Origin of the sequence: Streptomyces sp. NPDC001717, assembly GCF_042892775.1 — a bacterium.
In the GTDB taxonomy this organism is placed as follows: Bacteria; Actinomycetota; Actinomycetes; order Streptomycetales; family Streptomycetaceae; genus Streptomyces.
The window spans coordinates 18975-36932 of the sequence record NZ_JBIAUK010000043.1 but is presented as its reverse complement, the minus strand read 5'-3'; the positions used below and the strand labels follow the sequence as shown (position 1 = coordinate 36932).

General features: G+C 71.1%; 17 protein-coding genes and 1 riboswitch. Of the genes, 3 read left to right on the top strand and 14 right to left on the bottom strand.

The window, feature by feature from the left end:
- Positions 1-213 precede the first annotated feature (213 nt).
- From ACFYZL_RS37450 to ACFYZL_RS37425, 6 genes are all read right to left on the bottom strand, one after another.
- Positions 214-1356, bottom strand: a complete 1143-nt coding sequence (locus tag ACFYZL_RS37450) for a glycosyltransferase family 4 protein (protein WP_384750474.1) — start codon at positions 1354-1356, stop codon at positions 214-216.
- Between the two features lie 20 nt (positions 1357-1376).
- Positions 1377-2504, bottom strand: coding sequence for a hypothetical protein (locus tag ACFYZL_RS37445; protein ID WP_384750477.1), 1128 nt, complete (start codon positions 2502-2504; stop codon positions 1377-1379).
- A gap of 30 nt (positions 2505-2534) precedes the next feature.
- Complete coding sequence (locus ACFYZL_RS37440; protein ID WP_388685334.1) at positions 2535-3587, bottom strand: NlpC/P60 family protein; 1053 nt, start codon at positions 3585-3587, stop codon at positions 2535-2537.
- Positions 3588-3887: 300 nt separating this feature from the next.
- Positions 3888-4916, bottom strand: a complete 1029-nt coding sequence (locus ACFYZL_RS37435) for an NlpC/P60 family protein (protein ID WP_384750483.1) — start codon at positions 4914-4916, stop codon at positions 3888-3890.
- Between the two features lie 254 nt (positions 4917-5170).
- Positions 5171-6535 (bottom strand): NYN domain-containing protein, encoded by a 1365-nt coding sequence (locus tag ACFYZL_RS37430; protein ID WP_388685365.1) that lies wholly within the window; start codon positions 6533-6535, stop codon positions 5171-5173.
- A 40-nt stretch (positions 6536-6575) separates the two neighbouring features.
- On the bottom strand, positions 6576-6815 hold the full coding sequence (locus ACFYZL_RS37425; RefSeq protein WP_384587438.1) for a hypothetical protein: 240 nt from the start codon (positions 6813-6815) through the stop codon (positions 6576-6578).
- Positions 6816-6929: 114 nt separating this feature from the next.
- On the opposite strand from ACFYZL_RS37425, the gene ACFYZL_RS37420 reads away from it, so the two are divergent.
- Entirely contained in the window at positions 6930-7664 is a 735-nt protein-coding gene (locus ACFYZL_RS37420; RefSeq protein WP_388685329.1) for a rhomboid family intramembrane serine protease, read from the top strand.
- Positions 7661-7942 (top strand): Lrp/AsnC family transcriptional regulator, encoded by a 282-nt coding sequence (locus tag ACFYZL_RS37415; RefSeq protein ID WP_008738815.1) that lies wholly within the window; start codon positions 7661-7663, stop codon positions 7940-7942. Before ACFYZL_RS37420 ends, ACFYZL_RS37415 begins: the two co-directional genes overlap by 4 nt.
- 131 nt (positions 7943-8073) lie before the next feature.
- Here ACFYZL_RS37415 and ACFYZL_RS37410 read toward each other — a convergent pair whose 3' ends face one another.
- The 7 genes from ACFYZL_RS37410 to ACFYZL_RS37380 form a co-directional block, all read right to left on the bottom strand.
- The gene (locus ACFYZL_RS37410) at positions 8074-8637 is read right to left on the bottom strand and encodes a ferredoxin (RefSeq protein ID WP_384750490.1); all 564 of its coding nucleotides are present in this window, start codon (positions 8635-8637) and stop codon (positions 8074-8076) included.
- A gap of 24 nt (positions 8638-8661) precedes the next feature.
- On the bottom strand, positions 8662-10035 hold the full coding sequence (locus ACFYZL_RS37405) for an aminotransferase class V-fold PLP-dependent enzyme (protein ID WP_388685362.1): 1374 nt from the start codon (positions 10033-10035) through the stop codon (positions 8662-8664).
- A 244-nt stretch (positions 10036-10279) separates the two neighbouring features.
- Positions 10280-10396: riboswitch (SAM riboswitch) on the bottom strand.
- Positions 10397-10503: 107 nt separating this feature from the next.
- On the bottom strand, positions 10504-11568 hold the full coding sequence (gene trpD, locus ACFYZL_RS37400; RefSeq protein WP_384750493.1) for an anthranilate phosphoribosyltransferase: 1065 nt from the start codon (positions 11566-11568) through the stop codon (positions 10504-10506).
- A 163-nt stretch (positions 11569-11731) separates the two neighbouring features.
- Positions 11732-13363 carry a cytochrome bc complex cytochrome b subunit gene (locus ACFYZL_RS37395; RefSeq protein WP_384750496.1) on the bottom strand — a complete coding sequence of 544 codons (1632 nt, stop codon included), beginning with the start codon at positions 13361-13363 and terminating at the stop codon, positions 11732-11734.
- Positions 13360-14418, bottom strand: coding sequence for a Rieske 2Fe-2S domain-containing protein (locus tag ACFYZL_RS37390; protein ID WP_384750499.1), 1059 nt, complete (start codon positions 14416-14418; stop codon positions 13360-13362). Before ACFYZL_RS37390 ends, ACFYZL_RS37395 begins: the two co-directional genes overlap by 4 nt.
- Entirely contained in the window at positions 14415-15224 is an 810-nt protein-coding gene (locus ACFYZL_RS37385) for a c-type cytochrome (protein WP_384750502.1), read from the bottom strand. Before ACFYZL_RS37385 ends, ACFYZL_RS37390 begins: the two co-directional genes overlap by 4 nt.
- A 77-nt stretch (positions 15225-15301) precedes the next feature.
- Positions 15302-15922 carry a heme-copper oxidase subunit III gene (locus ACFYZL_RS37380; protein WP_376658781.1) on the bottom strand — a complete coding sequence of 207 codons (621 nt, stop codon included), beginning with the start codon at positions 15920-15922 and terminating at the stop codon, positions 15302-15304.
- Positions 15923-16121: 199 nt separating this feature from the next.
- On the opposite strand from ACFYZL_RS37380, the gene ACFYZL_RS37375 reads away from it, so the two are divergent.
- Positions 16122-16523, top strand: coding sequence for a hypothetical protein (locus ACFYZL_RS37375; protein WP_384587461.1), 402 nt, complete (start codon positions 16122-16124; stop codon positions 16521-16523).
- A gap of 127 nt (positions 16524-16650) precedes the next feature.
- Here ACFYZL_RS37375 and ACFYZL_RS37370 read toward each other — a convergent pair whose 3' ends face one another.
- Positions 16651-17898 carry an Ig-like domain-containing protein gene (locus tag ACFYZL_RS37370; protein WP_384750506.1) on the bottom strand — a complete coding sequence of 416 codons (1248 nt, stop codon included), beginning with the start codon at positions 17896-17898 and terminating at the stop codon, positions 16651-16653.
- Positions 17899-17958: the final 60 nt, after the last annotated feature.

The window sequence follows — 17958 nt, the reverse complement described above, 5'->3', positions numbered from 1 at the left end:
GCGGGTACCGGGAAGCGGCACGGCCCGAAGACCCGGGGCTCCGCCCCGGACCCCGCTCCTCAAACGCCGGAGGGGCTGGATTGCCTCCGGCGGCGCCTCAAACGCCGGCGAGGCTGGTCTTGCACCGGCGGGCCTCCGTCGGCTTGCGGGCGATCCGGCCGCACCCAGCGGACGGCAGGAGCCGAATTCAGCCCCTCCGGCGATTGAGGCCGGCTACAGAAGCTCCCGCAGGCGGTCCGCCAGGAGGTCCCAGCGCCACTTCTCCTCGACCCACGCCCGGCCCCGTTCACCCATGCGCGCGCGCAGGTCCGGGTCCCGGAGGAGGGTGACGATGCGGTCCGCCGCGTCTTCGGGGGAGCCGCCCCGGACCACCCAGCCCGTCTCCCCGTCGAGCACCGCGTCCGGCGCCCCGCCGGAGTCGCCCGCGACCACCGGCAGGCCCGTCGCGGAGGCCTCCAGGTAGACGATGCCGAGCCCCTCCACGTCCAGCCCACCCCGCCGGGTGCGGCACGGCATCGCGAAGACGTCGCCCGCCCCGTAGTGCGCGGGGAGTTCGGACCACGGGACCGCGCCCGTGAAGACCACCGAGTCCGCGACCCCCGTGGAGACGGCGAGCGCCCGCAGGTCCGATTCGTACGGCCCGCCGCCCACGATCAGCAGCACCGCGTCCGGCACCGCCGACAGGATCGCGGGCATCGCCTCGATGAGGGTGTCCTGGCCCTTGCGCCGCACCAGCCGCGAGACGCAGACCACCACCGGGCGGTCGGTCAGCCCGAGCCGCGCCCGGACCTCCGCGCCGCCCGACTCCGGGTGGAACGTCTTCTCGTCCACTCCCGGCGGCAGTTGGACCATCCGGGCCGCCGCCCGCTCCGTCACCGCCGAGGCGATCCGCGAGCGCGTGTACTCCCCGAGGTACGTCAGCGTGTCCGTGCCCTCGCCGATCCGCCGCAGCAGCTGCCGCGCGGCCGGCAGCTGCGCCCAGCCCGCCTCGTGCCCGTGCGTGGTGGCGACCAGCCGCTTCGCACCGGCCTGCCGCAGCGCCGGGCCCATCAGCCCGAGCGGGGCGGCCGCCCCGAACCACACCGACTCGCAGCCGTGCTCGCGCAGCAGGCCCACCGCCCGCCGGGTCACGCGCGGGGTCGGCAGCAGCATCGTCGTACGGTCGCGCACGACCTGGAACGGCTGCTCCGCGTCGAAGGCCGCGGTGGCCTCGCGGCCCTCCGCGCCGTGCTTCCACGTGGAGGCGTAGACGACGACCCGTTCGGGATCCAGTCGCAGCGCCATGTTGTGGAGGAAGGCCTGGATGCCGCCCGGTCTCGGCGGGAAGTCATTGGTCACGATCAGCGTCTTGTGCATGGCCTGCCGACAGTACCCCCTCAGCCGAGTTCGTCACGCAGGGACTCCTGCCAGGTCCGGGTGAGCGTGTCGGGGTCCGTTCCCAGGGCGTCGGCCAGGGCGTTCGGGAGGGGTTCTCGGCCCGCCGCCTCGTAGAGGCGGACCAGGCCCGCCTCGCCCCATTTCTCCGCGATCAGTCGGCAGGCCAGCCACGCGCCCTCGTACGCCCGCGCCGCCGCCTCCGGGTCGCCGCCGAAGGCGAAGGCCTCCGGACCGGGCAGTTCGGCCGGGACCTCACCGCGGCGGACGGCCCGTGCGAGCGTCGTGGCGCCCTGTGCGGGGGTGGTGGGGGTGCCCCGGTAGGCCGCCCAGTCCGCGAAGCCCTCGGAGAGCCACTGCGGGGTGTCGGCGGTGGTCGCGGCGCGCGTCGCCACGTGCGTGACCTCGTGGGTCAGTACGATCCGCCGGCCCTGCCCGCTCAGTTCCGGGTACGCCTGCGGGTTGACCACCACCCGGTCCGCGGGGGCCGGCCCCGCGCCCACCTGGCCGGTCGTGACGGCCCCCAACCCCCGGTAGGTCTCGGCGGGCCGGCCCAGCAGCCCGGCCATCCCCTCCAGCGTGCCGGGTACGAGGACCACGACCCGCCCCGCCCACGGCCGCGGCCACGCCTCGCTGACGGCCGGTACCGCCCGGTCGGCCTCGGCCGCGATCCCGGACAGGGTTTCGGGGGACTGCCCTTCGCCGCCCAGCACCAGGGAACGCGCTCCGCGGGCCACCGTCACCGCGCCCTGGTCCCACAGCTGCGGCAGGGCGCCGGGGGCGGGCCGGTCGGCCGTGACCCGCCACTTCCCGCCCCGCCCGTCCAGCGTGAGCTCGCGCGCCGAGCCGGCCGGGGCCGTGTCGTGGCCGGCGAGCCGGTAGCGCAGTTCGGCCCGGGCGGTGGCCCGGGTGCCGTCCCGCCGTACCGAGGTGACCTCGTACGACCAGTCCTCCAGCGGGATCCCGGCGAGCCGCCCGGGCGGCACACGCGACCAGGCCGCCACGGCCTGCCGGACGTCCCGCTCGGCGGTGTCCCGGGGGGCGGCGGGCGCGCCGCAGCCGGTCAGCAGCACGTACAGCGCGCAGAGCAGCAGCGGCAGGGCACGTGGGACGGGGCGACCGCGGGACATCCGCCGATCGTACGTGCGCGCTCGGCCCGCTCAGGGGCGGGTCACCGACGACACCGGCATCATCCCGACCGGGTCGTAGCGCACGCGGGCCCCCGGGTAGGGGGCGTGGACCACCTGGCCGTTGCCGACGTACATGCCGACGTGGCTGGCGTCGGAGCGGTACGTCACGAGGTCCCCGGGGCGGGCCTGCGAGAGCGGCACCTGGCGGCCTGCGTGCCGCTGGGCCTGTGAGGTGCGCGGCAGCGAGACGCCCGCCTGCCGGTACGACCAGACCATCAGGCCGGAGCAGTCGAAACCGGAGGGACCGGTCGAACCCCATACGTAGGGGCGGCCGACCGCCGAACGGGCCGCCCTCACGGCGGCGGCGGCTCGGCCGGAGGACGGTCCGAAGTCGGCGAGTTCGGGCAGTTCGGGCAGTGCGTCCTGGCGGCCGCCGGAGCGCGAGGCCCGCTCGTAGTCGGCCCGTTCCTCGGAGGGCATGGCGTTGAGGAGCCGCCGGGCCGCGGCGAGCTTGGCGGTGACGGACCTCTTCTGGGTGGCCACGTCGGCGCGCAGGGCTTCGAGTTCGGCGAGCTTCCCGGAGGCTTCGCGGCGCTCCTGGGCGAGCCGGCGCTGTTCCTCGCGCAGAGCTTCGAGCTGTCGGGCCTGGCGTCCGGTCAGCCGGTCCAGGGCCGCGGACTGTTCGAGGTAGGCGTCCGGGTCGTCGGCGAGCATCAGGGCGAGGGAGGGGTCGATGCCGCCGCTGCGGTACTGGGCTCCGGCGAAGGTGCCGAGGACGCCGCGCATGGTGTTGACGCGTTCCTGGCCGCGGGCCACCGCGTCCTGGGCCCGGCTGATCTCCGCGCGGAGCCGGTCGGCCTTCTCGCCCGCCTCGTTGAAGCGCTCGGTGGCCTGTTCGGCCTCCTCGAAGAGCCGGTCGACCTGGGCGCGGGCGCCGGCCGCCGGGTCCTGCGGGAGCCCGGGGGTCGCGCCCGCGGGGGCGCCGGCCATGACGACCGCGGCGCCTGCCGCCGCGGCGGCCAGGACGGTGACCTTCGTGTTCCGGTCGAGGGCGCTGGACCCGGTCCGGCGATGGGACGCCACGTGAAACCGCTCCCTTCCGCTGCGCGGGGCCCGGGTCCGCCCTCGTGGGCGGCCGTGTGCCGGGTTCCGCGCTGGCAGACAGTAGCGGCGCCGCGGGGCACCGACCAACGACCGTCGGGGGGCACGCACAGTGACGCCCCGTCGGAGACGCAGGTCACCGGCGGGGCGTGTGGTCGCGGCGCACGCGTGCAATTCCCCCGGATGGGCGGTGCGCGGCGCGTTGTGTGACGGGGGAGGTTCCCGGGACCTCGGGGGCCTCAGGGACTCCAGAGGCCCCGGGAATCCCAGGGCCCCCGGGGGTCAGCCGACCCGGACGCCGAACTGGAACGGCATGTTGTCCATGGACTCGTACTTGATGCCGCCGCGCGGGTTCGAGGCGTGCAGCGTCATGTTGTTGCCGGCGTACAGGCCCACGTGGTGCAGGTCGCCGTAGAAGAAGACGAGGTCGCCGGGCTGGAGCTGGCTGCGGCTGATGCGGGTGCCGTCGTTGGCCTGGGTGTAGGTGGTGCGGCTGATGCTGACATTGGCCTGCTTGTAGGCCCACTGGGTGAGCCCGGAGCAGTCGAAGGCGCTCGGTCCGGTGGCGCCCATCACGTACGCGCCGCCCAGCTTGGTCTTCGCGGCCGCGAGGGCGGCTCCGGCGCGGCCGGAGGCGCTGACGTTGCCGAGGTCGACGCGCTGACCGGCGGCGCGGCTGGCCCTGGAGTCCTCGTCCTTGAGCGCGGCGCGCTCCTCCGCGGTGAGGGTGTTGAGCAGGGCCTGGGCCTCGGCGAGCTTCTCCTGCGAGGCCTTCTTCTTCTCGCCGAGCTCCTTGCGGGTGGCGTCGAGGTCGGCGAGCTTGCTCGCGGCCTCCTGGCGCTGCTGGGCGAGGGTGCGCTGCTTGGCCTGGATCCGCTGGACCGCCTCGACCTGCTTGCCGCTCAGGTGCTCGAGGGAGGAGGCCTTGTCCAGGTAGCCGTCGGGGTCCTCGGAGAGGAGGAGGGCGAGCGAGGGGTCGATGCCGCCGGTGCGGTACTGGGAGGTGGCCATCGAACCGAGCGTGCTGCGCAGCTCGTTGATGTCCGCCTGGCCGCGCGCGACCTGGTCCTGGAGCTGCCCGATCTCCTTTTCGAGCTGCTCCTGGCGCTCCTTGGCCCCGTTGAACTTCTCGGTGGCCTGCTCCGCCTCTTCGTAGAGCGCGTCGACCTGGGACTTGACCTCGTCCTTGGTCGGCTTAGCCGGGGCGGCCGATGCGCCCTGGGCGGAGAGGACCACGGCGGCGGCCGCCGTCGCGGTCAGTACGGTCACACGAGCGCGGGTCGGCTGCTTGGGTCGACGGTGGGACGCCACGGGGGCGAGCTCCTTCTTCCTTGGAGCCGCCGAAGAACACACGCTCGGCAGCACCTCCGCCGCCACCCCGAATGAGTGATCTACCGCACGAAGGTTTGAGCAGACCTTAGTGACCTCGCCGTGATCACTTCAAATCCCGTCGCGAAAAAACTTGCTCCCCGACCAGGTTCTTTACCTACAGCGCACGCTGCGTGCAGGGCACTTGACCCTACGTCTCCCAGACTTCCCGCCAATTCGGGCATTGAGGCCAGGAGTTACGAAACGCGCGAAAGCCGCTTCAGGAGCAAGGCGGACGCCACCGGCCGCGCTCCGGCCTTGGCCACGCCGTCGGCGACCTCCCGGTCCGTGGAGACCACGACCACCGGACGGCCGGGCGGCTCCGCGCGCACCAGCTGACGGATCAGCTCGTCCGCCGTCACCCCGGCCTTGGAGAACAACACCCGCACCCCGCGCGGCGGCGCGAGCAGCACCGGGGCCGCGAGCTCCGCACCGTCGAAGACACAGGTCATCTCGGCGCCCGTCTGCGCGGCGAGCATCGACAGACCGCCGAGCAGCCGCAGCCGCTGCTTCTCCAGCGGCATCGTCGGATAGCCGGTCTTCGTCACGTTGTAGCCGTCGACCACCAGATGGGCCTGCGGCAGCGCCAACAGCTGGTCCAGCAGCGCCGGATCGGTCTCCGACAACGCCCGCGCGGCGATGTCCTTCGGTGTCATCCGGCCGGGCTCCACCGCGTCCACGGTGTCCGCGGGACGGGTGTTGACCGGCGGCAGCGCCAGCTCCCGGCGCAGGCCCGCCGCCGCGTCCAGCACCGTGTCCAGCAGCAGCCGCAGCCGCATGTCCTCGATGCTGCGCCCCTCGCGGGTGGCCCGGCGGGAGGTCTCCAGCGCCGTCTCCACCTCCGTGAGGCGGGACTTGAGACGCCGGCTCTCGCTCTCGGCGGCCGCCACCTGCGCGGCCGCCTCCCCGCGGATCCCGTCGATCTCGGCGTTCACCTTGCGCAGGGCGGCCTCGCCGCGCTTGACGTCGCTGAGGGCGCTGCGCAGCTTGCGCTGAAGCGATTCGGCTTCCTTCCGGGCGGCCTCCAGCTCGGCCCGGACCTCCTCGCCCCCCGTGCGCTGCAGTTCCCGTACGTGGGCCAGCTCCTCGCGCAGCCGCTCCAGCTCGCGCCGGGTCTCCTCGCCCACCCGCTCGGCGTCGGCGCGCTGCGCCTCCTCGCCCGCGGCGGCGACCAGCTTGACCCAGCCGACGGGCCGCAGCAGGTACGCGGCGGCCGCCACGTCCAGGGGGTCGGCGGCGGCCGGCGGCGCGCCGGACTCCAGCGCCGAGGCCAGGTCGCCCTGCGCCTCGCGCAGTTTCTCGGCGACCCTGCCGCGGAAGACGCCATCGGTCTCGACGGCCGCGGCCATGGCGTTCCCGGCGAACTTGACCCGCCGGGTCGGGGTGAACCGGGCGTACTGGCGCAGCTGTGCCGGGAGGTCCGCGACCGTCAGTCCGCCGAAGGCGTCCGAGACGAGCGCGACGACCCGACGCCGCACGCCTTCCGGCAGCGGGCGGTCGAGCACCTCGGCGGCGTCGCCGGCCGCATCGGCCGGCTCAGCGCCGCTTGCTGGCTCCACGATCCGTCACCCCTACCCTGATCTACCTGTGGGCGGGGCTCCGTCAGGAGCCGCCGCCCGGCCTGTCCACGAGCTCGATCTGGTCCACCGCGTTGCACCAGCGGCAGCGCACCGACTCGATGGTCTCATTGACCACCTCGCGCTCCTCGACCTTGGGCTCCCCGGCGAGGTCCAGGTGGACGTACTCGACGACCTTCGACGATCGGGTGACGTCGAAACGCGTGAGGTTGCCGCACAGGGTGCAGCGCCACCGGGTGGTGTCGGTCGGCAGGGGAACCGTCATCGGGCCGCTCTCTCATTCGTAGCTGATTCAATCAAAGCCGTCCGCACTGGTCTCGTCGGACCGCAGCTCGTAACCCTACGGCCTGCCACCGCTTCAGGTGGGGCCGGTTGCGTCATGCTCTGTCACATGATCGTAAGGTGGCGGGCCGTTCGCGAGGCCGCCCGGGGACCGGTGGTCACCCATGCGCTGATCGCGGGCTGCGCTCTGGTGTTCGTCCTGGGCCCGGCCTCGGGGCTGAACCCGGTCTACGGCACGGGCGACGAACTGCTGACCGCGGGGACGGAGTACTTCCGGCGCTGGGGCGTGGTCCCGGACGAGCTGTTCACGCGCAGCCCGCGCGCGTGGCTGACGCCGCTGACGGCGCTCTTCGTCCACGGCAGCTGGCTGCACCTGCTCGGGAACATGCTGTTCCTCTACGTCTTCGGCGCGATGGCGGAGGAACGGATGGGCCGCCCGGCCTTCCTCGTCTTCTACGTCTGTACGGGCTACCTGGCGCTCGCCGCGTACGCGGCGGCCAACGCCGGCTCGGACCAGACCCTGGTCGGCGCGTCCGGGGCGATCTCGGCGGTCCTGGGCGCCTTCCTGTGCCTGCTGCCGAGCGCGCGGGTGACGAGCCTGTTCCCGTTCCTCTTCTTCCTGCCGCTGCGGTTCCCGGCGTGGATCGTGCTGCTCTTCTGGTTCGCCCTGCAGGGGGTGGCCGCGCACCGTGCGGGAAGCGGGCCCGGGGTGGCGTATCTGGCCCATCTGGTGGGCTTCTCGCTCGGCTTCCTCTACGCGTGGGCGCGGTATCGGCGTACGACTAGAGTGGGTCGACCAGCGACGGCCACCGAGGGAGACAGCCAGCCGTGATCACCGCGATCGTGCTCATCAAGACCAGCGTGGACCGCATCCCCGAGATCGCCGAGTCCATCGCCGCGCTGGACAGCGTCAGCGAGGTGTACTCCGTCACCGGCACCTACGACCTGATCGCGCTGGTCCGCGTGGCCCGCCACGAGAACCTGGCGGACATCATCCCGGGCCGCATCAGCAAGATCCCGGGCGTCGAGGCCACGGACACGCACGTGGCGTTCCGTACGTACTCCCAGCACGACCTGGAGGCGGCGTTCGCCATCGGCCTGGACGCCTGACGCCTCCGGCGCGGTCGGCGGTACCGGGTCCGGCTGCTGCCGTCCGCCAGTGCGGCGGGGCTGGATGTGGCTGCTGCCGTCCGCCAGTGCGGCTCGAAGCTCGGGGCTCCGCCCCGGCAACGGCGCCGCGGTCAGAGATCCGGCAGGGACTCCCCCGGACGGACCGGACGGCCTTCGGCCAGGTGGAAGACGTAGCCGCGCAGGTACTCCGACAGGGGCCCGTCGATGTGGGCCGCATAGGCCCGCGCCCCGGCCGCCGTGTCGCGGAACTCCTCCCGTTCCGACGTCGCCCACGCGCCCCAGCCCACTCCCATGGCCCACTCCCGCACCCGGCCGCGCTCCCGCCACCAGTCGCGGACCAGCTCGGGCGTCCAGTGGGCGTCGCCGTCGTGGTGGTAGCCGAGGAGGGTCTCCTCGGTGGCGGCCGCGTATAGGTCCCGCACCTCGTGCGGCGCTCGGGGCTGGCGGTAGACGAACTCCTGGCCGTACTGGTCGTCGTACAGGACGAGGTCCGGCGCGTGCAGCCGCCCCGTCAGGCAGGTGTCGGTCTCCGCCCCGTAGAACGGGCCCGGTACGTTCAGCCAGTTGCGCTGCTCCCAGCGCCCCGCCCAGGGGCCGGTGACTCCGTGGGACCTGGCGAACGCGGCGTCGGGCGCGAGGCCGGTCAGTGTGGGGATCGGATCCCAGTAGCTCATGGTCGTGGTCCTGGTCCGGCCCGCTCAGACGGCCGGGACGCAGCGGCCCTCTTCGGTGCGGTACTGCCACTTCGCACCGTCCGTGACGAGTTCCTTCACCGCGTGGACGAAGCGGTCCACGTGCTCGTCGGGGGTGCCCGCGCCGAAGCTGACGCGGATCGCGTTCAGCGAGCGCTCCCCCGGCGCCGCCTCCGGCGCTCCGCACTCGCCCTGGGCCTGGGGCTCGCTGCCCAGCAGGGTGCGGACCAGCGGGTGGGCGCAGAAGAGGCCGTCGCGGACGCCGATGCCGTACTCGGCCGACAGGGCCGCGGCGAAGTGGGAGCTGTTCCAGCCGTCCACGACGAAGGAGATGACGCCGACGCGCGGGGCGTCGTCCCCGAAGAGGGACAGGACGCGGACCGCCGGGACCTCGGCCAGGCCGGCGCGGACCTTGCCGATGAGCTCCTGCTCGCGGGCGACCAGCGTGTCGAAGCCGGCCTCGGTCAGCGCCCGGCAGGCGGAGGCGATGGAGTAGACGCCGATGACGTTCGGGGAGCCGGCCTCGTGGCGGGCCGCCGTGGTGTGCCATTCGACGTCGACGCCGCCGTCCTCGCGCCGGGCGACCTTGCGGGAGGCGCCGCCGCCGGCCAGGTACGGATCGGCCTGCTGGAGCCAGTCCGCGCGGCCGGCGAGTACGCCCGAGCCGAACGGCGCGTACAGCTTGTGGCCGGAGAAGGCGACCCAGTCCACGTCGAGGTCCTGGACGGAGACGGGGTGGTGCGGGGCCAGCTGGGCGGCGTCGAGCACGATCCGCGCGCCGTGGGCGTGCGCGGCGGCGGCGAGTTCCTTCACCGGCCACAGCTCACCGGTGACGTTGGAGGCGCCGGTGACGCAGACCAGGGCGGGACCGTACGGGTCGCGGTCGGCCAGCGCGCGCTCCAGGGTGGCGACGGCCTCGTCCGGGGTGCGGGGGGCGTTGAGGTAGCTGACCTGCGCGTTCGTCCACGGCAGCAGCGAGGCGTGGTGTTCGGTCTCGAAGACGAAGACCTGGCAGTCGGCGGGGAGGACGGCGGCGAGCAGGTTCAGCGAGTCGGTGGTGGAGCGGGTGAAGACCACCTGGTCGGAGGGGCGGCAGTCGAGGAACTCGGCGACCGTGGCCCGGCTCTGCTCGAAGAGGTCGGTGGAGAGCTGCGAGAGGTAGCCCGCGCCGCGGTGGACGCTGCCGTAGTAGGGGGCGTACGCGGCGACGTCGTCCCAGACGCGCTGGAGGGCGGGGGCGCTGGCCGCGTAGTCGAGGGCCGCGTAGGTGACCTCGCCGCCGGTGACGAGCGGGACGGTGACGTCCCGGCCGAGGACCGCGAGCGGTTCGGCACAGGCGGGGTCGACGGTGGCGGCGGCAGCGGCGGTGGCGGCGTTCAGGGTCGCGGACATGGCGGTATCTCCCGGCAGGCAGGGCGGAATGGCTTCGGTGTGCCCGTACGCGGGTACGGCGGCGCTGCGGCCGTCCGGGGTACGGGAGAGACCTCGGAGGAGAAGTGGGGACGTACGCGGGTGTGCGGAAACGACCCTGATCCGAGGGTTGAAGAAGGGGCGGAGTCGCCCTATCGCATTCGCTTGCTCACGGAAAACGCTCCTCGATAGACCAGGACCCCTGGTTTCGAGGGATCCGCGCTTGCCGTAGGCCTTGCTGCCTACGACCTGGTCATCACCCGGGGCACCCCGCCACGGAAGGAGGGTTGCCGGACAGCAAGCCGGGGCCTAAACGCTGTCACTCGTGACCTGATCCGCATCCTGCCACAAGATCGACCGAACGCAAGACCCCGGTCCACATGCTGGACCGGGGTCGTCGCTTTCTCGCCGTTCTCGCGCAGCCCGGCTGCGGCGGGCCTACCGGTTGGTGGCCGTCACCCACCGCTCCAGGGCGGCCCGCGCGGAACCCGAGTCGATCGACTCGGCCGCACGGGTGATGCCGGCCGCGATCTCCTCCTCCAGCGTGCCGGTGCCCGGGTCGAGGGCGACCAGCGCCGCCGCCGAGTTCAGCAGCACCGCGTCGCGGACCGGGCCGGTCTCGCCGGCCAGCAGTCGGCGGGCGACGTCCGCGTTGTACGAGGGGTCCGCGCCGGCCAGCGCCGAGACGTCGACGAGGTCGATGCCGACGTCCCGCGGGTCGAAGGACTGCTCGGCGACCTTGCCGTCCCGGACCCACCAGACGTGCGACGTGGCCGTGGTGGTCAGTTCGTCGAGGCCGTCGTCACCGCGGAAGACCAGCGCGGACGAGCCCCGCTCGGCGAGCACGCCCGCCACGATCGGGGCCACCCGGGGGTCGGCGACACCGGTGGCCTGGGCCCGTACGCGGGCCGGATTGGTCAGCGGGCCCAGGAAGTTGAAGGTGGTGCGGATGCCCAGTTCCTTGCGGGCGGCCGCCACGTGCCGCAGGGCCGGGTGGAACTTGACCGCGAAGCAGAAGGTGATGCCGGCTTCCTCCGCGACCTCCACGACCCGCTCCGGGGTGAGGTTGAGGTTGACGCCGAGCTTCTCCAGCACGTCCGAGGAACCGCTCGCGGAGGACGCGGCCCGGTTGCCGTGCTTGACGACCTTCGCGCCGGTTCCGGCCACCACGAGCGCGGACATCGTGGAGATGTTCACCGTCTTGGCGCCGTCGCCACCGGTGCCGACGATGTCCACCGTGCGGCCCGGCACCTCGATGAGGTTGGCGTGCGCGTACATGGCCCGTACGAGACCGTTGATCTCGTCGACCGTCTCGCCCTTGGCCCGCAGCGCGACCGCGAAGCCGGCGATCTGGGCGTCGGTGGCCTCTCCCCGCATGATCCGGTCCATGGCCCAGGCGGTGTCGTCGGCACTCAGGTCACGGCCGGTCAGCAGGGCGTCGAGGACGCCCGGCCAGCCGCGGGCCGCCACGCTGTCGCCGCCCGCCGGGGTCACAACGTTCATGGTCCGCTCCTGCTGCTCGTCAGAGATCCACGTCGAATGGGAAGGGCTTCAGCCTATCCAGCCCCGGGGACGGCAAAGAGCCCCGTCCAGACACTGGACGGGGCTCTCGCCGTGGCGACACCAGGACTGACCGAAATCAGTCCCTCATGCGGTCAAGCGGGGATCAGTGGTGGCCGTGGCCGGACTGGATCTCCTTGTACTCCTCCACCGTGGGCTTCATGATCTGGTTGCCCTCGGCGTAGAAGCCCTTGCTGAGCTTCGCGCGCAGCTTCTCGCCGGCCTTCACCTTGCGCTCGACACCGTTCTCGTCGACCGTCGGGCCGATCTCGATCGGCTTGTACTGCTCGTGCGAGGTGAGCGTGTGCAGCTTGCCCTGCGGCAGCGGCTCGTGGACCTCGACGAACTCACCGTGCGGCAGACGCTTGATGATGCCGGTCTCGCGACCGTGCAGCACCTTGTCGTGGTCCCGGCGCTGGAGGCCGAGGCAGATCCGCTTGGTGACGATGAAGGCGACGACCGGGACGACGAAGAAGCCGATCCGGACGAACCACGTGATCGAGTTGATCGACAGGTGGAAGTACTGCGCGAACATGTCGTTGCCGCCGCCGATGAGGAGCACGATGTACTCCGCGATCCAGGCGACACCGAACGCCGTGCGGGTCGGGACGTTGCGCGGGCGGTCCAGGATGTGGTGCTCGCGCTTGTCCCCGGTGACCCAGGCCTCGATGAACGGCCAGACGGCGATCGAACCGAGCACCAGCGGGAAGAGCAGCAGCGGGATGAACACGCCCAGGACGAGCGTGTGGCCCCACAGGTTGATCTCCCAGCCGGGCATGGCTCGGATCAGGCCTTCCGGCATACCCATGTACCAGTCGGGCTGCGCACCGGTGGACACGTGGTCCGGGCGGTACGGGCCGAGCGCCCAGATCGGGTTGATCGAGGCGATGGCCGCGACGGCCGCGACGACACCGAAGACCAGGAAGAAGAAGCCTCCGGCCTTGGCCATGTACACCGGCAGCAGCGGCATGCCGACGACGTTGTTGTTCGTCTTGCCGGGGCCCGCGAACTGGGTGTGCTTGTGGTAGAAGACCAGGATCAGGTGGGCCACCAGCAGGCCCATCATGATGCCGGGCAGCAGCAGGATGTGGATCGAGTAGAACCGCGCGACGAAGTCGCCGCCCGGGAACTCTCCGCCGAAGAGGAAGAACGACAGGTACGTGCCGATGACCGGCACGGACAGGATCGCGCCCTCCATGAAGCGGACACCGGTACCCGACAGCAGGTCGTCCGGCAGCGAGTAACCGGTGAAACCGGTGAACATGCCGAGGAACAGCAGCAGGAAGCCGAAGATCCAGTTGACCTCACGCGGCTTGCGGAACGCGCCGGTGAAGAAGACGCGCATCATGTGCACGACCATCGCCGCGACGAAGATCAGCGCCGCCCAGTGGTGGATCTGACGGATCAGGAGACCACCGCGGACGTCGAAGCTGATGTCGAGGGTCGAGGCGAAGGCCTCGGACATCAGGACGCCCTGCATCGGCACGTACGAGCCGTGGTACACGACCTCGTTCATGCTCGGGTGGAAGAACAGCGTCAGGTACACACCCGTGAGGATGATGATGATGAAGGTGTAGAGGCAGATCTCACCCAGCATGAAGGACCAGTGGTCCGGGAAGATCTTGCGCATGTTCGCCTTGGCCAGGCTGTAGATGCCCAGGCGGCCGTCCGCCCAGTCCGCTACGCGCTCGCCGGCAGGCGCTTTGCGCGCCTTCGTGTCAGTGGTCGCAGTGCTCATCCGCGCTCCCAGAATGCAGGACCGACGGGCTCTTCGAAGTCGCCGAGCGCTTCGAGGAAGCCTTCGTCATTCACACCGATCCGCAGCTGCGGAAGCGCGTGACCGGCCGGGCCGAAGATGACACGGGCGCCGTCGGAGAGGTCGAAGGTGGACTGGTGGCACGGGCAGAGCACGTGGTGCGTCTGCTGCTCGTACAGGCTGATCGGACAGCCGACGTGGGTGCAGATCTTGGAGTAGGCCACGATGCCCTCGTGGGACCACGCCAGTTCCCGCTTGTCCTTGATGTCCTCCGGCTTGATGCGGACGATCATCAGGGCGGCCTTGGCGATCTGGACCTGGAAGTCGTGCTGCTCCTCCTCCAGGCCTTCCGGCATGGCGAAGGTCAGCGAACCGGTGAGGACGTCCTCGGGACGCAGCGGCTCCATCGTGTTCTGGTTGATGAGCAGCTTGCCCTTGGCCCACACGGTCTTGCGCAGGCTCTGCTCGGGCAGCGGGCCCGTGTCGCGCAGGAGCATGACGGCGGAGAGCGGCAGCAGGGCCAGCGAGCCGAGCAGGGTGTTGCGGATCAGCGGACGGCGGGCGATGCCCGACTCGTTCGCGCCGTCGGCGAAGTCCTGCAGGACCTTGGCCTTGACCTCCGGCGGAGCGGCGATCTCGTGCCGGTCGTCGGCGACCTCGACGTCGGACATCAGGGTGCGGGCCCAGTGGACCGCGCCCGCACCGATGCAGAAGAGGGCCGTGCCCAGGGTCAGACCCAGGGCGAAGTTGAGCGCGCTCACCTTCCCGACGGGGAAGATGAACACGATCTTGTCGACCGGGATCACGACGTACGCCGTGATGAAGGCGACCGTGGCCAGCATCGACAGCGTGAACAGCATCGCGACGGTGCGCTCGGAGCGCTTCGCCGCCCGCTCGTCGATGTCCTGGATGCGCGGCTTGTGGACCGGGAGGCCCGGGTCCGCGAACGGGTCGTCCGCGACCGCTACGCCACCGTGGTGGGCGTCGCCCTGCTCGCTCGGCAGGTGCTTCTCTTCGGGAATGTCTTGGCTACTCATGACTTCTTGGCCTTAGCGGTGTGGGCCGCGACCCAGACGGCGACAGCGATCAGCGCACCCAGAGCGAAGATCCAGCCGAAGAGACCCTCGGAGACGGGGCCGAGGCCACCGAGCTTCAGGCCGCCAGGGCTGACCGACTTCTCGCCGTTCACGTTCTGGAGGTACGCGATGATGTCCTTCTTCTGCTTCTCCGGCATCGTGCTGTCCGGGAAGGAGGGCATGTTCTGCGGGCCGGTGAGCATGGCCTCGTAGATGTGCTTCGGCTCGACGCCCTCGAGGTTCGGGGCGTACTTGCCGTTCGTCAGCGCGCCGCCCTCGCCGGTGAAGTTGTGGCACTGCGCGCAGTTGTTGCGGAACAGCTCACCACCCTTGGCGATGTCGGCACCCGCCGGGCTGTACTGCTTCTCGGTCGGCACGACCGGGCCGGCGCCGAGGGACGCGATGTACGCGGCGAGCTGGTCGATCTGGGCCTGGGTGTAGATGGCCGGCTTCTTCGGCACCTGGGCGCCGGGCTGCTGGGCGGGCATACGGCCCGTGCTCACCTGGAAGTCGACGGCCGCGGAGCCGACGCCGACCAGGCTCGGGCCGTCAGAGGAACCCTGACCGCCGGTTCCGTGGCAGCTTGCGCAACCCACGGCGTAGAGCTTCTGGCCCTCCTCGATCGCGAGGGACTGGGCGGTTTCATCGGCCTGCGCCTTGCCCGCGGGGGCGAAGGCGGCGTACAGCCCCCCAGTGGCCGCCAGCGCGAGGAGTAGAACGACGACCGCCGCCAGCGGATGGCGTCGTCGTGCGGAGAGCTTTTTCACGGATTACCCCGGTGTCAGGATCTTCTGCGTCGGTGTTTCTGGATGGTGTGCCGGACGCGGGTCCGGCGACGGGTTCGCTACTTGATCAGGTAGATCGTCGCGAAGAGGCCGATCCAGACGACATCGACGAAGTGCCAGTAGTAGGACACGACGATGGCCGACGTGGCCTGTTCGTGGGTGAACCTCTTGGCCGCGTACGTCCGGCCGAGGACCAGCAGGAAGGCGATGAGACCGCCCGTCACGTGCAGACCGTGGAAGCCGGTGGTCAGGTAGAACACCGAGCCGTACGGTCCGGACGAGAGGCTCAGGCCCTCGTGCTTGACCAGCTCGGTGTACTCGAACACCTGGCCGCCAATGAAGATCGCACCCATGACGAACGTGATGATGAACCACGTCCGGAGCTTCTTCACATCACCGCGCTCGGCCGCGAACACGCCGAGCTGGCAGGTGAGGGAGGAGAGCACCAGGATCGTCGTGTTCGTCGCCGAGAAGGGCAGATTCAGGAACCCAGCCTGTTCTGTCCAGTACTCGGGTCCTGTCACGGATCGCAGGGTGAAGTACATCGCAAAGAGGGCCGCGAAGAACATCAGCTCGGAACTCAACCAGATGATGGTTCCGACGCTGACGAGGTTCGGCCGGTTGACCGTCGGGTGCGCGTGCCCGGTATCTACTGTCGTTGCTGTCGCCACGACCGACATTATGTCGGTCGCTTATCCCGCCCTCACCCCGGGGGGTGCCGTTCGGAGTGTCAGGGGCGTGTGCAAGGCCCGAACGGCCCATCGGATGACCCCTGTGCGGGCTCACGTGCGACATGTCCGAACCGATGTTGACAACGCATCGGGAGGAGTAGCATCCCGCGCAACATCAACGTGATTCACGGGAACGTGGAGGAACGAAATGCGGGCGACTGCGCGGGTTCTGGTCTACAGCGACGACGCGGGCACCCGGGAGCAGGTGCGGCTGGCTGCGGGGCGTCGACCGGCCGCGGACCTGCCGCCGGTGGAGTTCGTGGAGTGCGCGACGCTTCCGGCGGTCCTGACGGAGCTGGACGCGGGCGGCGTCGACGTGTGCGTGCTGGACGGCGAGGCGGTCCCGGCCGGGGGCATGGGTGTGTGCCGGCAGATCAAGGACGAGATCTTCCGGTGTCCCCCGGTGCTGCTGCTGATGGGGCGCCCGCAGGACGCCTGGTTGGCCACGTGGAGCCGTGCGGACGCGGCCGTGACCCTGCCCGTGGACCCGGTGGAGTTCCCCGAGGTCCTGGCGGGCCTGCTGCGCTCCCGGCTGTCCCTGGACGCCTGACGCTCCGACAGGGCGTCTCCGGGGCCCTGGGAGGGCCCCGGAGGGGTTCGGAGCGGTCAGGGGGACGGCGGGGCGGCAGAGGTGGCCGGGGCCGGGGAGGCGCCGGGGCCCCTGCGGCCCCCGGGTCTCAGACGGTCGGGCGCAGGCGGGCCTGGTCCATGGGGTTGCGGCCTTCCTGGGTGCCCTTGAGCAGGTAGCTGCCCTGGCGCCAGTCCTTCCAGTCCATGTTCCAGTCGCCGTAGCCGTTGCCGAAGACGTCCATGTCCTCGCCGATGCTGTTGATCACCTGGACGATGTCGCCCTCGGTGATGTTCTCGTAGAACCAGGCGGCGTTGCCGGTGCTCATGCCGGTGCAGCCGTGGCTGACGTTCTCGTAGCCCTGGGAGCCGACGGACCACGGCGCGGCGTGCACGTATTCACCGCTCCACGTCACCCGGGTGGCGTAGTAGACGGGGAGGTTGTAGTACTCGCTGCCCCCGATGCCGACGGTGTCGCCGCGCATCTGGACGTAGTACTGCTTCCCGAGCACCACCTTGATGCCGTTGCGGGTGGAGAAGCCCGGCTTTCCGGTGGTCACCGGAATGGTGTTGATCACTTCTCCGTTGCGCTTGAACGTGAGGTAGTGCGAGGCGGCGTCCGTGGTGACCTCGACGCGGTCGCCGATCTCCAGCTTCAGCGGCTTGGCGCCGGCCCCGTAGAGGTGGTCGGAGATCCTGACGCCCTCCAGGTTGCTCCGTACGGAGACAGTGGTGTTGGCGGGCCAGTACTCCTTGGGGCGGTAGTGCAGCTTCTTGTCGTCGACCCAGTGCCAGGCCCCTTCGACGCCCGTGGGCGTGTCGACGACGAGTCCCCGTTCGACGACGGCGCGGGCGGCCTTCTCCTTGACGGGTTCGCTGAGTTCGGCCGTGATGGGCTGCCCGACGCCGTATTTGCCCGCGTCCGGGCCGAATTCGACCTTGAGGACGCCCTTGGCGGGCGTGGTGTCGAAAGCGGCCGTACGCCGCCCCTGGGCGCCCCTGCCGTTCTCCGTGCTCACGGTGACGGTGTAGCGGACGCCCGCGGCCATCGGGACGGTGTTGTGCCAGCGGTCACCCTTCGCGGACAACTCGCCCGCCAGGCGCCGGCCGTGGGTGTCCACGACCATGACGTCGGTGATGCGGGCCTCTCCCCCCTTCGTGGTGACTTCGAGGGGCTTGTCGGGGTCCACGGGGCGGCTGCCGACGGTCTGGTTGAAGGCGACCTGATCGCCCGCGTCGTACGGGCGCGCGGACAGCGGGTTGTCGTCGCCCGACCCACAGGCGGTTGCGCCGGCCCCGAGGGACGCGACCAGCACGGAGCAGCTGAGTACCGTCCAAAGACGCGGTGAGTGGTTCATGGGCTCAACGCTATGAAGATATGACAATTACGGCGCGCGGGGTGACTGCAAACGAGGGGC

Coding starts and splice junctions, on each gene's coding strand:
- ACFYZL_RS37450 (WP_384750474.1), bottom strand. CDS start 1,356: ATGCACAAGACGCTGATCGTGACCAATGACTTCCCGCCGAGACCGGGC.
- ACFYZL_RS37380 (WP_376658781.1), bottom strand. CDS start 15,922: ATGTCGGTCGTGGCGACAGCAACGACAGTAGATACCGGGCACGCGCAC.
- ACFYZL_RS37410 (WP_384750490.1), bottom strand. CDS start 8,637: ATGAGCTACTGGGATCCGATCCCCACACTGACCGGCCTCGCGCCCGAC.
- trpD (WP_384750493.1), bottom strand. CDS start 11,568: ATGAACGTTGTGACCCCGGCGGGCGGCGACAGCGTGGCGGCCCGCGGC.
- ACFYZL_RS37425 (WP_384587438.1), bottom strand. CDS start 6,815: ATGACGGTTCCCCTGCCGACCGACACCACCCGGTGGCGCTGCACCCTG.
- ACFYZL_RS37395 (WP_384750496.1), bottom strand. CDS start 13,363: ATGAGCACTGCGACCACTGACACGAAGGCGCGCAAAGCGCCTGCCGGC.
- ACFYZL_RS37445 (WP_384750477.1), bottom strand. CDS start 2,504: ATGTCCCGCGGTCGCCCCGTCCCACGTGCCCTGCCGCTGCTGCTCTGC.
- ACFYZL_RS37375 (WP_384587461.1), top strand. CDS start 16,122: ATGCGGGCGACTGCGCGGGTTCTGGTCTACAGCGACGACGCGGGCACC.
- ACFYZL_RS37420 (WP_388685329.1), top strand. CDS start 6,930: ATGCTCTGTCACATGATCGTAAGGTGGCGGGCCGTTCGCGAGGCCGCC.
- ACFYZL_RS37370 (WP_384750506.1), bottom strand. CDS start 17,898: ATGAACCACTCACCGCGTCTTTGGACGGTACTCAGCTGCTCCGTGCTG.
- ACFYZL_RS37390 (WP_384750499.1), bottom strand. CDS start 14,418: ATGAGTAGCCAAGACATTCCCGAAGAGAAGCACCTGCCGAGCGAGCAG.